This window comes from Micromonospora sp. NPDC051924 (assembly GCF_055586005.1).
The window spans coordinates 1-12,872 of sequence record NZ_JBVJJA010000091.1 but is presented as its reverse complement, the minus strand read 5'-3'; the positions used below and the strand labels follow the sequence as shown (position 1 = coordinate 12,872).

Annotated in this window: 16 protein-coding genes; 11 read left to right on the top strand and 5 right to left on the bottom strand. The window is 67.7% G+C overall.

Annotated elements, in window-relative coordinates:
- The first annotated feature begins 252 nt into the window (after window positions 1-252).
- Entirely contained in the window at window positions 253-654 is a 402-nt protein-coding gene (locus tag ACZ6S5_RS34285) for a hypothetical protein (RefSeq protein ID WP_466006447.1), read from the top strand.
- A 158-nt stretch (window positions 655-812) separates the two neighbouring features.
- Here ACZ6S5_RS34285 and ACZ6S5_RS34280 read toward each other — a convergent pair whose 3' ends face one another.
- Window positions 813-1,226 carry a nuclear transport factor 2 family protein gene (locus ACZ6S5_RS34280; protein ID WP_466006446.1) on the bottom strand — a complete coding sequence of 138 codons (414 nt, stop codon included), beginning with the start codon at window positions 1,224-1,226 and terminating at the stop codon, window positions 813-815.
- 374 nt (window positions 1,227-1,600) lie between these two features.
- On the bottom strand, window positions 1,601-2,209 hold the full coding sequence (locus ACZ6S5_RS34275) for a nucleotidyltransferase domain-containing protein (RefSeq protein ID WP_466006445.1): 609 nt from the start codon (window positions 2,207-2,209) through the stop codon (window positions 1,601-1,603).
- Between the two features lie 68 nt (window positions 2,210-2,277).
- Between ACZ6S5_RS34275 and ACZ6S5_RS34270 the strand changes: the two genes are divergently transcribed.
- Both ACZ6S5_RS34270 and ACZ6S5_RS34265 read left to right on the top strand, forming a co-directional pair.
- Window positions 2,278-2,463 (top strand): hypothetical protein, encoded by a 186-nt coding sequence (locus tag ACZ6S5_RS34270; protein WP_466006444.1) that lies wholly within the window; start codon window positions 2,278-2,280, stop codon window positions 2,461-2,463.
- Between the two features lie 9 nt (window positions 2,464-2,472).
- Window positions 2,473-2,886, top strand: a complete 414-nt coding sequence (locus ACZ6S5_RS34265; RefSeq protein WP_466006443.1) for a hypothetical protein — start codon at window positions 2,473-2,475, stop codon at window positions 2,884-2,886.
- Between the two features lie 260 nt (window positions 2,887-3,146).
- Here ACZ6S5_RS34265 and ACZ6S5_RS34260 read toward each other — a convergent pair whose 3' ends face one another.
- Window positions 3,147-4,373, bottom strand: coding sequence for a helix-turn-helix domain-containing protein (locus ACZ6S5_RS34260; RefSeq protein ID WP_466006442.1), 1,227 nt, complete (start codon window positions 4,371-4,373; stop codon window positions 3,147-3,149).
- A gap of 154 nt (window positions 4,374-4,527) precedes the next feature.
- Between ACZ6S5_RS34260 and ACZ6S5_RS34255 the strand changes: the two genes are divergently transcribed.
- Window positions 4,528-5,367 (top strand): alpha/beta fold hydrolase, encoded by an 840-nt coding sequence (locus ACZ6S5_RS34255; protein WP_466006441.1) that lies wholly within the window; start codon window positions 4,528-4,530, stop codon window positions 5,365-5,367.
- A gap of 164 nt (window positions 5,368-5,531) precedes the next feature.
- Window positions 5,532-5,984: a hypothetical protein gene (locus ACZ6S5_RS34250; RefSeq protein WP_466006440.1), complete on the top strand. Its 453-nt coding sequence runs from the start codon at window positions 5,532-5,534 to the stop codon at window positions 5,982-5,984.
- Window positions 5,985-6,390: 406 nt separating this feature from the next.
- On the opposite strand, the gene ACZ6S5_RS34245 is transcribed toward ACZ6S5_RS34250, so the two are convergent.
- Complete coding sequence (locus ACZ6S5_RS34245; protein WP_466006439.1) at window positions 6,391-7,119, bottom strand: hypothetical protein; 729 nt, start codon at window positions 7,117-7,119, stop codon at window positions 6,391-6,393.
- Window positions 7,116-7,685: an RNA polymerase sigma factor gene (locus ACZ6S5_RS34240; protein WP_466006438.1), complete on the bottom strand. Its 570-nt coding sequence runs from the start codon at window positions 7,683-7,685 to the stop codon at window positions 7,116-7,118. The genes ACZ6S5_RS34245 and ACZ6S5_RS34240 overlap by 4 nt, the downstream gene beginning before the upstream one ends.
- Before the next feature lie 289 nt (window positions 7,686-7,974).
- Here ACZ6S5_RS34240 and ACZ6S5_RS34235 point away from each other — a divergent pair, with 289 nt between their 5' ends.
- The 6 genes from ACZ6S5_RS34235 (at window position 7,975) to ACZ6S5_RS34210 (ending at window position 12,386) form a co-directional block, all read left to right on the top strand.
- A complete protein-coding gene (locus ACZ6S5_RS34235) occupies window positions 7,975-9,228 on the top strand; it encodes an IS256 family transposase (protein WP_466006437.1) in 1,254 nt (417 codons plus the stop codon).
- A gap of 3 nt (window positions 9,229-9,231) precedes the next feature.
- Window positions 9,232-9,564 (top strand): hypothetical protein, encoded by a 333-nt coding sequence (locus tag ACZ6S5_RS34230; protein WP_466006436.1) that lies wholly within the window; start codon window positions 9,232-9,234, stop codon window positions 9,562-9,564.
- 98 nt (window positions 9,565-9,662) lie between these two features.
- On the top strand, window positions 9,663-10,265 hold the full coding sequence (locus ACZ6S5_RS34225; RefSeq protein WP_466006435.1) for a GNAT family N-acetyltransferase: 603 nt from the start codon (window positions 9,663-9,665) through the stop codon (window positions 10,263-10,265).
- 188 nt (window positions 10,266-10,453) lie between these two features.
- Window positions 10,454-11,023 (top strand): DUF1349 domain-containing protein, encoded by a 570-nt coding sequence (locus ACZ6S5_RS34220; protein ID WP_466006434.1) that lies wholly within the window; start codon window positions 10,454-10,456, stop codon window positions 11,021-11,023.
- A 566-nt stretch (window positions 11,024-11,589) separates the two neighbouring features.
- The gene (locus ACZ6S5_RS34215; RefSeq protein WP_466006433.1) at window positions 11,590-12,078 is read left to right on the top strand and encodes a hypothetical protein; all 489 of its coding nucleotides are present in this window, start codon (window positions 11,590-11,592) and stop codon (window positions 12,076-12,078) included.
- Complete coding sequence (locus ACZ6S5_RS34210; RefSeq protein ID WP_466006432.1) at window positions 12,075-12,386, top strand: winged helix-turn-helix domain-containing protein; 312 nt, start codon at window positions 12,075-12,077, stop codon at window positions 12,384-12,386. The genes ACZ6S5_RS34215 and ACZ6S5_RS34210 overlap by 4 nt, the downstream gene beginning before the upstream one ends.
- Window positions 12,387-12,872 lie beyond the last annotated feature (486 nt).

Below are 12,872 nucleotides of genomic sequence, written 5' to 3'. Positions count from 1 at the left end.
CGACGACCAGACGGCCATCAAGGTGACCGACGGCACCGCCGAGGTCGTCTCCGAGGGGCACTGGAGGCTGTTCCCCTCGTAGCCGCGGCCAACAGCGATCGGCGTGGCGAAGCGCCCGCTCATGGCCGCATAGCGCTTCTCACGCAAGGTAACCAGCTCACGGGTGCACGCATCCGGACGTGCCGAGCACAGCGTCTCCGTGCGCTGGTGCGACGCCGCGTGCGCACGTTGACTCGCCTGCTGGAGACACACATGGATGTGGCATGGATCGCGGCCGATCCTGGAAGTGGCGACCTGGCCTCCAAGGAAAACCAGTCTGACGTCGACGGCCTCATGTCCCGGCTCCAGCACCTTCTGAGCGCCGGAGAGGGATACACCGAGGTACGCCGCGTCGAGGCGGACTACCCCCTGTTGACGTTCTCGTTCAGAGGGGACTACGCAGTCATGCACTTGTTCGCGTCCCCAGACGACTGCCGCCTTCTTTGTGGGGATGGCGGGCTGCCAGCGACGAAAAGCGTCGAAGTCCCGGTGCTCGGCGACGACTGCACATTCTCGGGTGACTTCGTCTCCAGCGTGACCAAGGCAACGGCGGCGATCGCCGCCTTCATCGATGGCGCTCCAGCCGAACGACTCGGAGAGTGGGTTCGGCTCTAAGCCCGCACAGTGCCGTTTTGGTGACGCGCGGCGGCTCTTCGATGCCCGCCGGCCCAAGCGATTGACTACCCTGCCGGGGGCCGAGGGAGGCATCCGCATCGGCCGCCGACCGTGCGCCACGGAGCGTAGCCAGCTGCCGCTGGGCGAGGCCCCTGGAATCACCACCGCTCCACGAGGTGTTCCCGGCCCAGCGGCGGATCGTACGGTTCGGGCCAGTAATCGACGATCTTGTTGATCAGTCCATGCTCGGACACCTCGAGCCAGACGCACGCGTCCTGCTGCTCGACGCCAACCCGAACGTCCAGCCACAGGGCAGCGAAGCAACCATCGGCGACCACCCGTCGCGTGCGCAAATGCCAATCGCCCGGATACTCGATGTTGAACCGCAGGAACGCGTCCTTGCCGCGGATACGCTCACGGGTCTGCGGCATCTCGTAGACCACACCGTCGGTGAGCAGGGCGGCCAATCCGGGCCAGTCGCGGCGTTCCAAATGATCAACGTAACTGTGCGCAGCCTGCCGGGCCATCGAGGTGTCGTCCACGGCGTGGACCCTAGCGTCCGGCAGCGACATCTCCGGCGGGCCGCCCTTCGAGCGTCAGCGAACCAACCGGAGTAGCACCACGGTAGGCGCCGCCGCCTGAGGAGCTGAGTCGGAGGGCACGAACGTCGGTGGCCGAGGAGGCGGTGCTGCCCTCACCCGCGCTCACCTGCCGCTGGTCGCGCACTACCGGCCGTTGTGGGTGCTATCTCGGCCCACGGCGATCATCGCGGTCGGTTAGCGGCTCGACGGCGGAAGGCGGGAGTCGGATGGGGCGCGAAGACGGCGTTGCTGGCGTTCGTCTTTTGCTACGGGTTCGCTTCCGACATGGCCCGTGCCTCACCATGCAGGGGCTGGTGTCCGATGTCGCGCCTGGGCGGGCGAGCAGCAGGCTCGATTCACCTCGCTCAACACGACCCCAGCCGGGCTCGCCATGGATGATCAGGGTGGACCAGGCCGAGCGTCGCGTCCAGCCAGCCGCGTTCCGCGCGGGACAGCAGCGGCAGCACGCCGGTGAAGTCGGCCTCGTCCTTGTCGCGCGTGTGCTTTGCCTTGAACAGCAGAACGGCCTCCATAGCCAAGTACGGGATCCCACCGTCGCTGCGCCGGATAATCTCGCGATACGGCCGGCGGATCCGCCGTTCGTCGCGGCGGCAGATCCAGACGTCCCCGTCGTGCGGCTCGCGGAAGACGTCGAAGCGCCACCTGCCTGCCGCCGGATCCCAGGCCCAGGTCTGATGCGAGTCGCCGGCCAAGGTGTCGGCCGTCAAAGGCACCAGAACGCCCTCGCCCGCCGGCACCCAGAAGTCAAGCTCGGGAAACAGCGGCGGCAGGAGCGCGAAATGCGCCGCGGGCACGGCGACCTCCAGGTCCCCGTGGGCGCGGGTCTGCTCGCCGCGGAACAGATCCACCGCCCAGCCAGCCGCGACGTACCAGGGGATCTGCAGGTCGCGAAGGCGTTCGGCCAACTGGATCGGGTGCCAGGCCTCCCACGCGTCGACACCGGGATGGTTCACGACGCGAGCCTATGGCGTAGGAGAGATCCGATCACATCAAAGTCGCCGCCGTCGTTATCCTGCCGGGCATGGCGGCGCGTGGTGGGTCGGGATCGTTGGCGGTGCTGCGGGCGTTCGACGAGCCCGGCGAGCTGGGGAAGGCGGTGGCGCTGGAGTTCCCCCGGGACATCGATCGTGCGGCGACACCGCTTCGCTCTCAGCGGCGTGCGGCACGGTTGAGTGACGTCTTCGGCTGCCCGCGTGGCCGCGGGTGAGGGGTCGTCGTGACCGACGTGAAGGCGTTCCGCCGCGCCTGCTACGGGGCCGCGCGACGAACTGGCGGCGAGCTGACCGAGTTCCGGATCAGCGACGAGCCGACGCCGAACTTCCACCAGGGAATCATCGCCTACGCAGACCGAACCGTCGCGGTGGTCTGCGTCCGCGACACCCCGCTTCTGGCCGTGGCTGTTTCCCGCGTCATCGGGTTCACGCCAGCGCGCGAATCGAGTCCGCTGACCTTCGTCGACCTTCCCGACCTGGCAGCCGCATTGGCACAGGCCACGGAATTCCGGCTGCTGAGCGCCGATGAGTTGAACGGTCCGATCGACCCGGCGAAGTGGCCACGGATCAGCCGACACGGCCTGCGCTACTGGCAACCCCAGACGCTGGGCGAAGGCCTTTTCAACTACTGGGACTAACTCCAGGACCACGTGCCCTCATCTGCCGCTGGTCGGGCGGTGGCAGCTCAGCGAGCGGGTCACGTCCGCTCCTAGGCCGATGAGGGGATCAGTGGTCGTGGGGCTGCGCGGGGGTCATGCTGACCTGTGCCGTCTGTCTCTGGTGAAGGTCGTCTCCCGGCGCGTGGGCGACGACTGATCAGCGGGACGGGCAGCTTGTCGTCTGCAACCGCGCCATTGTGATCTCGTCGCGTTTCCACCTGGGCGGCCGGTGCCTGGGTTTACGCGCGATCCGGCGGTGGTGTGTCCTGGGCGAGAGATTCGGCGAGGAGCCGCCAGATCTCAGCGGCCAGCGCCATGTTGCCGTTGTTCTGGGCTTGTTCGGCGAGGCCGCGCAGGCCGACCACCGCTTCGTCGCGTGCGCCGTCCAGTAGCAGGAGCCGGTTGCGCAGCACGTCAAGTCGGATGCGGGCCTGGTAAGGCAGGCGCGGGTCGAGGCGGTCGAGCTGGTCGAGCAGCGCGCGGGCGTCTGCGACTCGGCCGTCCTGCCAGGCCAGGCGCGCGCGCAGGGCCAGCAGATCTTGTTCGATGGAAGGTGTTCCGGTCAGGGGGAGGCAGGCCTGGACTTCCTCGATGCTGCGGTGTGCGGTCTCGGTGTCCGGCGGGGTGGTCTGCAGGCTGACCCTGGCGGCGTTGATCCGCAGGCGCGTCCACAGGGTGGGGTTGTCCCGCCCGTCGAACCCTCGCACGGCCTCGCCGAGCAGCTCGGCCGCGGCGACGGGCTCGCCCTGGTTCAACCGGATGTTGGCCGCGGTCCAGAGTGCCTCGGCCCACAGCGTGTCTGACCGGCCCTTGACGAGGCTGAGCAGTTCGTCGGTGTGCCGGCCGGCCTCGGGCAGCCGGTCGGCCTCGGCCAGCGTGGATACCACGGCCAGCAGGACGTTCGCCATGACATAGGGGGCCAGCGCGTTGTCCTTGGCCAGCTGGTGGGCTGTCAGCGCGGTGTCGACGGCGGCCGGGATCTCGCCGGTGGACCGTAGGCAGCGGGCCAGCTCGGCCAGTGCCCTGGCCCGCAGCTCGGCCAGTCCGAGTTGGTCGCTGAGGGTGGTCAGCTCGTCCAGGCAGGCCCGCTGCTCGGCGTACTCCATGCGTTGCCGCCGCCAGTTGGCGACCTGCCACAGCGCCTGCCAGCGCAGCAGGGGGTCTTCGCCGGCGGCGGTGGCCAGCGCGCTGGACAGCAGCTTGCCCGTCTCGTCGGCGCCGAGGCCGGTGGCGATGGTGAGGCTGCGCGCCAGTGATGAGGCGGTGGACTCCACCAGCTCCTCGGTGCTCACGCCGAGCTGGCTGGCCAGGTGCGCCAGCGCGCGTTCGGTGGGCTGGCGGGCCCCGGACTCCAGCCGGGACAGGTAGCCGGTCGACATGCCGTCGCCGGCGAGTGCACCCTGGGTCAGGCCCCGCTCGATCCGCAGTTGCCTGAGCCGGCGGCCGAAGGCTGGTTGCTCCACCACGTCCCGAGCCTAGCCAGCTTGCCTCAACCTTGGCAACTCACTCCATCGCGTGACACCCCGCAGACAAATCTCGTTGGCAAACTATTGCCAAGATGCTGGCAACTGTCATAGCGTTCTCGGCATCGCAACCGAGCACGACACCGAGGAGCGAGTGATGAGCAAGAAGACGCTGATTTCCGGAGCTGGCGTGGCCGCTTCGGCCTGGACCGGCATGGTTCCGGTCGACGACACCGCGCTGGCCGTCACCGACACCGGCGGTTCGGGTATCCCTGTGGTCTACCTCAATGGCCAGTTCGCCACTCAGGGGTACTGGCGGCGGGTCATCGCCGAGCTCGGCCCCGACTACCGGCACATCACCTACGACGAGCGGGCCCGCGGCAAATCGAAGAAGTCGGCCGACTACTCCTTCGAGGCTGCCGTCCGCGATGTCGATGCCGTTCTCGCGGCCAGGGGTGTGGACCAGCCGCTGGTGGTGGGCTGGTCCTACGGAGCGTTCGTCGCCGCGCACTGGACCAGCCGGAACCCCGACCGTGCCCTGGGTGCGGTCTTGGTGGAAGGCGCGCAACCGCACGACTGGCTCGACGACGCGATGGAGCAGCGGATCCGCAAGCTGTTCAAGCGGTTGAGCTGGTTCATGCCGCTGCTGCGCCCGACGGGCCTGACCCCGCGGTTGAACGCCGCGCAGATGGCCGAGTGCAACATCGAGCTCGGCAAGCTCGCCCGCGCACGGAATCTGGGTCCGGTGCTGGACGGCATCACCGTCCCAACGCGGTATGTGTTCGCGTCGGGGGCGTCCATCGGAAGCAAGGGTGACGAGCAGGAACGCATCCGCGCCAGCGTCGATCAGGTGGTCGAGCGCAACCCGAACATCAAGATCAGCGCGAAGGTCGCCAGCAACCACGACCACATCCTGCGCAAGGACTTCGGCGCCGTCGCCCAGGCCGTACGCGAGACCACAGCGGCCCATGGCCGGCAGGTTTCGTCGAGCCGATGACCGACGGGCTCACGATCGGTCATGCGGGCGCGTTCGCCGGCGCCACGACGTACGCCGACTCGCCGTGAGCAATCCAGATACCCCAGGCACCAACCCGGCCGCACTCCACCCATCCATCCGCTCAATCGGAATTCCCCACAACAGGTTCAAAGGAGCGCACAACCATGTCCATCACCCTTACCGACCAGGACAAGCTCACCCTGCGGACCGCCGCGTACGGCGCCGTGTCGCTGCTGGCCGCCGCCGGCGCCACCGGCAAACCCCACAAGATCGCCACCGACGGCAGCATCGCCCTGGCCTCCGCGACTGGCCTGGTCGGGCACGTACTCGCCGACAAGTCAACGGGCGTGAACCTGAAGGGCAAGTCCGTGGCCCAACTCGCCGACCACGTTCTGCCGGCCCTGACAGCAGCCATGAACCTGCTCGGGAAGCAAGCCCCGGCAGAGACCGACAACTTCCGCAGCACCATCCTCGTCGCCATCGAAGCCTCCCAGATCCACCAGCACCAGCCCAACCCCACCATGGCCGAGATGACCCGCAAGATCACCGCAGCACTCGACGCCGCTCCGACCACCCCCGGGTTGACCGTCGCGGAGCCGGCTCAGCCGACGGGCTGAACACCTGGGACCCGTACACCTCGAGGGTCAATTCCCTCCGGTCGTGCGCCAGGTAGAACGCGAACCGGGCCACGCCGAGCTCACTGAGCTCGGCGTCGCCCGTCCACAGGCGCGCCGAGCAGCCCTGTCGCTAGATCAACTCCTTAGCGTTGTTTGGCTGGAAAGCTACTTCCGACCACCCAACGGCACCACGCCGCCGCGGGCGGAACCTGGAACGGCTGCAGCCCGTCATGATGATCCACCCGGGAAGCCTCGTCTGGAGCAGCTGCGCGCAGCTCTCTACAGCGGCGGCCAACCAACCCATCGTCACCGCTGGTGAAGCCACTCGGCACCCGCAGACATACTGATTTGCCGATTTGAGTGCGTTGATCAGCGCCTGCATGGGGTCCGCGGAATTGCTGGTGGGCTACGGCAGGTACCTGAGTTGCAGGCGGCCAATGACGTTGCCGGCCATGTCGTAGGCCGTGAGGACGGGTGGCTTCTGGCCGTGGGCGCTCGGGTACCAGCCGAGGTAGTTGCCCTCGACGCGGATGGCCGGCAGCGCAGTGCCGTCGTACAGGTGGAGTTCGGCGCGCGCGGTGTCGCCCGCGGAGACGTGGTAGGTGTGGTTCTGGTCGTCGGCGTTGATGCCGCTGCTCACGGCGAAGGGCTGGTGCTGTTCGGGCGGTTGGCAGACGCTGCCGTTGTCCTGGAATACGGTCGGTTGCGGGGCCTTGGCGCTGGTTGCGGTCTCGAACAATGGAGCAATGCACACCGTTCCGTTAGGGCCCGTCGCGGTCCAGACGGTGAAGATGGTCCCGTCGGGGCCCGGTGCGGTGGCGACACGGGTTGCCGTGGCCGGATCGACGCCGGTGTCGTGCCTCCAGCTGGCGTAGTTGCGGATGAAGGCATCGGGCAGCAGTCCGGTGGCCCCGGCGGCTCCGATCCCGGCCGAGACTCCCAGACCGGCGAGAAGCGCTATTGCGGCCAGACGCGGTGTGCGACGCCGCTTTGACGTCGCCTCGCTTGTTGGGCGGGTGGTGGCGGTGATGCCTTCGTAGGCGGCGGTACGGCTGACCGCCGGCCATGCCTGGTCGACGGTGGTACGCGGACGAAGCGCGGTGAGGGTCACGAGCGGGTCGCGGGAGGTTGTCATGCCGATTCCCTTGCAGGCCGGGCGGATGTGGGGTGTCCGATGGTTTGGTCGTCGGTGATGGTCACGGCGCGCAGCCGGCGGCGGGCTCGGAACAGCCGCAGGTGGAAGGCTGCGGCAGTGCAGCCGGCGATACGTGCGGCCTGGGTCGGGGTGAGCCCGTCCCAGGCGATGAGCAGGAGTGCCTCGCGCTCGGTTGGGCTTAGGGCCGCAAGTGCGGCCAGGACCTCGGCGCGCTGCAGAGCAGTCACGTCAGCTGCTGAGGCCGGCTCGGCGATGCGTTCGAGGCGCTCTAGTTCCTTCTGCAAGATTGATCGGCGGTAGCCGGAGCGGCGGTGGTTGGCGATGGTGTTGCGGGCGACGACAAGCAGCCAGGGCAATGGCTGGCCGGGCACATCACTGAGACGTCGCCAGGCGACCAGGAAGGTCTCCGACAGCACTTCCTGAGCGGTGTCGGGGTCGACGTGGCGAAGAGCGTAGGCCATAACTCTCGGCGCGTACTGCTCCCACATCGCGGTGAACGCGCGTCCCTCATGATCGGACGCTCCCATGGAGGGTTTTCGTCTCACACCTAGAACTGTCCGGCAGACGCCACAGCCTTACGTCATGCACTCGGAAATTTCTCCAGGCCAACGGTCGAGCTTCGCCGCACCGAAGGTTCCGACGCCGACGTGCTCTTCTGCCGCAGGTCGTGCGCGCCGGCTGGACGCGCGCCAATCACCTACAGTTGCCGGCGCTCGCACCGAGGAATGCTCAAGACCTGTGGATCGGCCGAGAAGGGGCGTACCTTCCCGGTGATCGATTGGTGTAGGTCTCGAGCAAGGCCGACGTTGGCGCGTCGGTCGGGAAGGCACGCCCGTGCTGACTGTAGTCGCCGAGGACGGGCAGCAACGCGATGGCGTCTCGCTGCTGGATGATGTGGTCCGGGAGGGTGCGCGGCGGATGCTGACCGCCGCGTTGGAGGCGGAGGTCGACCCTTACCTGGCCGAGCTCGCGCACGAGCGTGATGCGCGGGGTCGGCGGCTGGTGGCGCGTAACGGCCATGCGCAGCCGCGGGAGGTGATGACCGCGGCCGGTGCGGTGGCGGTGCGGGCGCCGCGGGTCAATGACAAGCGGGTCGACGCGCAGACGGGCCACAGGCAACGGTTCCGGTCGGTGATCCTGCCGCCGTGGTGCCGCAAGAGCCCGAAGGTTGCCGAGGTGCTGCCGTTGTTGTACCTGCACGGGTTATCGACCGGTGACTTCGTGCCCGCCCTGGAGGGCTTTCTGGGCTCGGCCGCCGGGCTGTCCTCGGCCACCGTCACCCGGCTTGCCAAGCAGTGGGGCGACGACTACCACGACTTCTGCCGGCGGGACCTGTCCACGGTCGACTACGTGTATGTGTGGGTCGACGGCATCCACGTCAACGTGCGCCTGGAGGAGGACAAGCTGTGCCTGCTGGTCGTCGTCGGGGTCCGCGCCGACGGCACCAAGGAGTTGGTCACTCTGGCCGACGGGTACCGGGAGTCCACCGGGTCCTGGGCCGACCTACTGCGTGACTGCGCCCGCCGCAGCATGCGCGCCCCGGTCCTGGCTGTCGGCGACGGCGCGTTGGGTTTCTGGGCCGCGCTGGCCGAGGTGTTCCCCGGCACCCGAGCGCAGCGGTGCTGGTTCCACAAGATGGCCAACGTCCTGTCGGCGCTACCCAAATCCGCGCACCCCGGCGCCAAGCGTGCCCTTGCGGAGATCTACAACGCCGAAGACAAACGCCACGCCCAGACCGCGACGAAGGCCTTCGCCACCGCGTACGGCGCGAAGTTCCCCAAGGCCACCGCGAAGATCACCGACGACCTCGGTGTGCTGCTGGCCTTCTACGACTACCCGGCCGAGCACTGGATCCACCTGGGCACCACCAACCCGATCGAGTCGACCTTCGCCACCGTCCGCCACCGCATGCGGATCACCAAGGGGCCGGGCAGCCGCACGGCGGGGCTGGCCATGGCATTCAAGCTCATCGAGTCCGCCCAGCAACGCTGGCGGGCGGTCAACGCACCTCACCTGGTCGCCCTGGTCCGCGCCGGCGCCACCTTCCGCAACGGGCAACTGATCGAACGCGTCGACGTGGCGGCCTGACCGATGACCGTCAACGACCTCTACGGCACCCAGGTCTACGGCCCCGCCGAGCTCGCCGGCACCCTCGCCGAGCACCGCGGGCTGACCTTCGCCGAACACGAGAGCTACTACCGGGGTGTCTACTACCTCGCCGACGCTTCGCCCTACCGCGTCGAAGTCCAGCCCAACGCCATCCCCGGCGACGACGGCCAGGGCGACCTCTACGACCCCGACCACCCGCAGACCCGGACGCTTGTGCTCGTGACCGGGCCGCACCGCGAACCTGCCGTCGATGTCGGCCTCGCCACCATCAACGCGCTCGAACTACTCCAGCCCAAGGAACTGAACACCGGCTGAGCCACGACTCTTGACAAATGCTCGCGCCGGCTGATGGGCGCGAGATGGAGCCCGAGAACTGCGGTGCGCCGGCCGACCACTGACACTAAGGTCGCGCCATGAAGATCCGTAGCGTGATGGCGGCCGAGGAGCTGGCTGCCGAGGAGGTCGTCTCGGCGGCATTCGGCGAGCCACCGGACGGGCGCGTCGTGCAGATGATGCGGGCTCTGCAGGCCAGCGGAGCAGCTCGGGCGAGTTTGGTCGCTGTTGTCGACAAGGAGCTGGTCGGGCACGTTGGTCTCTCACGCGGCTGGGTGGACGCTCGACGCGAGCTGGTCGAGGTGATGGTGCTCTCCCCGCTGTCGGTACGTCCCGACCGCCAGCGCCACGGCGTCGGCACCGCGTTGGTCGCGGCAGCACTGCAGACCGCCGGAGAACGTGGCGCGCCAGCCGTTTTCCTCGAGGGCAGCCCGTACTACTACGGACGCCGCGGGTTCAACTCCGCCTCGGCCCTCGGGTTCGACCGGCCGTCGACGCGCATCCCGGACCCTGGGTTCCAGGTGGCGCTTCTTTCCCCGTACCAGCCGTGGATGGTCGGCCAGCTAATCTATCCTGAGGCTTTCTGGACCACTGACACGGTCGGCCTGCGTGACCCCGAGCTGGAGCGGGTGGAAGCTCAGGTCGCGGCGTGGCGCGCGGGCGGAGAAGCGTCAGGAGGCTGATGCAACGATCCCGGGCTGGAGTAATAGTCAAGATCCTTCATCCACAAGTCTTGACAATTGCTCCGCTCCGCACCACTCGGCAATCCGCAACTAGCCGATGAGCGGATGTGCGGTGCCGGGCGTGTCGAGACTCGGAGGCGTCGTAGTGGTCTGTGCTGTGGGACAGGCTGACGGTTAGGCTCTTCGCCGTGCTGAAGAACATGTCGTGGTTGAACGAGCCGCGTGGCTGGTCGCTGGAGGACGGCGTCCTTCGTGCGGTCACTGAGTTGAGGACCGACTTCTGGCGCGAGACGTTCTATGGCTGGACCACCGACAACGGGCACTTCTTCCACCAGCCGGCGACTGGTGACTTCACTGCCGAGGTCATCGTGTCTGCTAGGCATACGACACGGTTCGACCAGGCCGGCATGATGGTCCGGGCCGACGAGCGCAACTGGCTGAAGGCCGGCCTGGAGGTCACGTCGGGCACCGTTCAGGTCAGCACGGTCTTCACACGTGAGTTCTCGGACGTTTCGATGGTGCCGATCGCAGGGTTTGTTGGCGAGGTTTCGATGCGGGTCACGCGCTTCGGTGCAGCGCTGACCGTGCATTGCCGCAGCGGCTACCGCCCATGGCAGTTGCTGCGCCTCGGTTATCTCGATCTTCCTGCCACTGTGGACGTCGGCATCATGTGCTGCTCGCCGGAGCGTGCCGGGCTGGAAGCCACATTCCGGGACTTTCGGATCGGGCCGCCGATCTCCCGGGACGGCCTCGAATAGCGCACGCACATGACGCCCGATGAGCAAGATGGGCCCGTGCCTTTCGTCGACGTCGCGCCACAGCCGCTCACGTGAGTCAGGAACTTGCTACTGTCGGCCACAGCTGTGCATCCGCTCATGCCGCTGAGAAGGGGTGCCCGCGACGGCGGACCAGTCGCGGGTCACCAGCGGGCTGAGGGCCTCGCTCATCAGCCGTACGGCCTGCTCCACATCCTCCGCATCCACGTCGCGCATTGTGGCAGGCCGGGCAGGCGCACAGACCGCCGAGAAGCACGCGACTCTCGAACATCCGGATCTGCCGCCGACCGCGCGTCACGGAGCGTAGCCAGCTGCCGCTGGGCGAGGCGTCCGGACGTGCCGATGGTCGGGCGTCGTGCGCGACGACGATTGTCCGACCTTGGGACTGTCAGGCAGCGGAGCAAGCTCAGTCGCTGGCGCGCAGGTCAGCGCTCCGCTCCGCAGACGCCGCGGTCCGCGCGCGGATCGGACAAGTACTTGCCGAGTGGGAAAGTGAATGCTACTTTCTCAGTAGGAAAGTGCTGTCCGCATAGGCGTGGAGGTGTGCTATGGCCAACGAGATACGCCCCGACGACGCCGCCGGGGCGCTGACGGAGATCGCCCGACGCCGCGAACAAGCGGTCACCTTGACGAGCATCCCCACCTGGTTCTGGTGGGCTACCGCGGTTCTCATGGTTGGCTTCTCGGTCGCCGTCGAGATCGGGACTCGGCGGCCACTCGTGATCGGCATCGCAACGGCCGCGTTCGTGTTCGGCATTCTCATCGTGACCGGACGGCTCGTGCTCGGCATCGTCCGGCGCGCCCAGCCGCGCAACGACCTGCTCGGGCCGACCGGCGTCCTGGCCATTCTCGGCTTCGTCGCGGGCATCCTGACCGTCTCGTTGCCGACGTCGTTCGCACTCAAGGCCGCCGGGGTCCGCTATCCCGCGACCGCGGGCATCCTCCTGGCCGGCGTATTCATGGTCGTCGGCGGGCCACTGCTGATGCGGTACCTGCGCCGCCTCATGCTCGATAATCGCGCCGGCGGCCCGAAATGATCAAGCCAAAGTTCGACGAACTCATCCACGCCCCCACCCGGCTCTCGATCGTGTCACTGCTCGCGGCCACGGAATGGGCCGACTTCAAGTTCATCCGCGACAGCATCGGCCTGTCCGACTCCGCCCTATCGAAGCAGTTGACGACGCTCGAAGACGCCGGCTACGTCGAGATCCGCAAGGGCTTCGTCGGCAAGCGCCCACGCACGTCGGCCCGGCTCACCAGCGTCGGGCGGGCCGCGTTCGACCAGCATGTCGTCGCGTTGCAGGAGATCGTGGCGAGGGCTGGCGTATCTGTCCTGCCGCGTTAGTCCGCAGTAGATGGGCATCGAGGTGATCCCGGATCAGTCGGATGCGCGGATCTGCCGCGGACAGGTCATCGCAGTGCGGAGACGGAGCGGGCGGGAGGCGGCGGAGCGGGGCCCAGCGGGGCGCCGAGTTGTTGACCACCAGGCGTCCGTCGGTCACCATGCTGCGCATGCCCCATCAGTCACCTGACCCGAGCACCTGCGCAGTCCGGATGCCCGCTCGGCAATGGCGGAGGGTCGAACGCATCCTCGACAACGTGGTTAACGTCGAGGCCGAGAATGGTGACCCGCACGGTCTCGTAGAGGCCGGAGTCCAGATTCTTCGAGAAGGCTGGCGCCAGACCTCTGGTTGGACTCCTGAAACAACATCGGCCTCACGAGGATCAAGAGGTGACAGTGAGGTGATCTCAGCAAGGTTCGGCGGCCGAGTGGGGATGACACGGACGTAACGTCCATGCTGGACGGTGTTGGATACGGGCGTGGAGCCAT

What these genes read in the sequence shown, in the direction of transcription:
- ACZ6S5_RS34285 (WP_466006447.1), top strand. Translation starts at nt 253, where the DNA reads ATGGATGTGGCATGGATCGCGGCCGATCCTGGAAGTGGCGACCTGGCC.
- ACZ6S5_RS34280 (WP_466006446.1), bottom strand. Translation starts at nt 1,226, where the DNA reads ATGTCGCTGCCGGACGCTAGGGTCCACGCCGTGGACGACACCTCGATG.
- ACZ6S5_RS34270 (WP_466006444.1), top strand. Translation starts at nt 2,278, where the DNA reads ATGGCGGCGCGTGGTGGGTCGGGATCGTTGGCGGTGCTGCGGGCGTTC.
- ACZ6S5_RS34255 (WP_466006441.1), top strand. Translation starts at nt 4,528, where the DNA reads ATGAGCAAGAAGACGCTGATTTCCGGAGCTGGCGTGGCCGCTTCGGCC.
- ACZ6S5_RS34250 (WP_466006440.1), top strand. Translation starts at nt 5,532, where the DNA reads ATGTCCATCACCCTTACCGACCAGGACAAGCTCACCCTGCGGACCGCC.
- ACZ6S5_RS34245 (WP_466006439.1), bottom strand. Translation starts at nt 7,119, where the DNA reads ATGACAACCTCCCGCGACCCGCTCGTGACCCTCACCGCGCTTCGTCCG.
- ACZ6S5_RS34230 (WP_466006436.1), top strand. Translation starts at nt 9,232, where the DNA reads ATGACCGTCAACGACCTCTACGGCACCCAGGTCTACGGCCCCGCCGAG.
- ACZ6S5_RS34225 (WP_466006435.1), top strand. Translation starts at nt 9,663, where the DNA reads ATGAAGATCCGTAGCGTGATGGCGGCCGAGGAGCTGGCTGCCGAGGAG.
- ACZ6S5_RS34215 (WP_466006433.1), top strand. Translation starts at nt 11,590, where the DNA reads ATGGCCAACGAGATACGCCCCGACGACGCCGCCGGGGCGCTGACGGAG.
- ACZ6S5_RS34210 (WP_466006432.1), top strand. Translation starts at nt 12,075, where the DNA reads ATGATCAAGCCAAAGTTCGACGAACTCATCCACGCCCCCACCCGGCTC.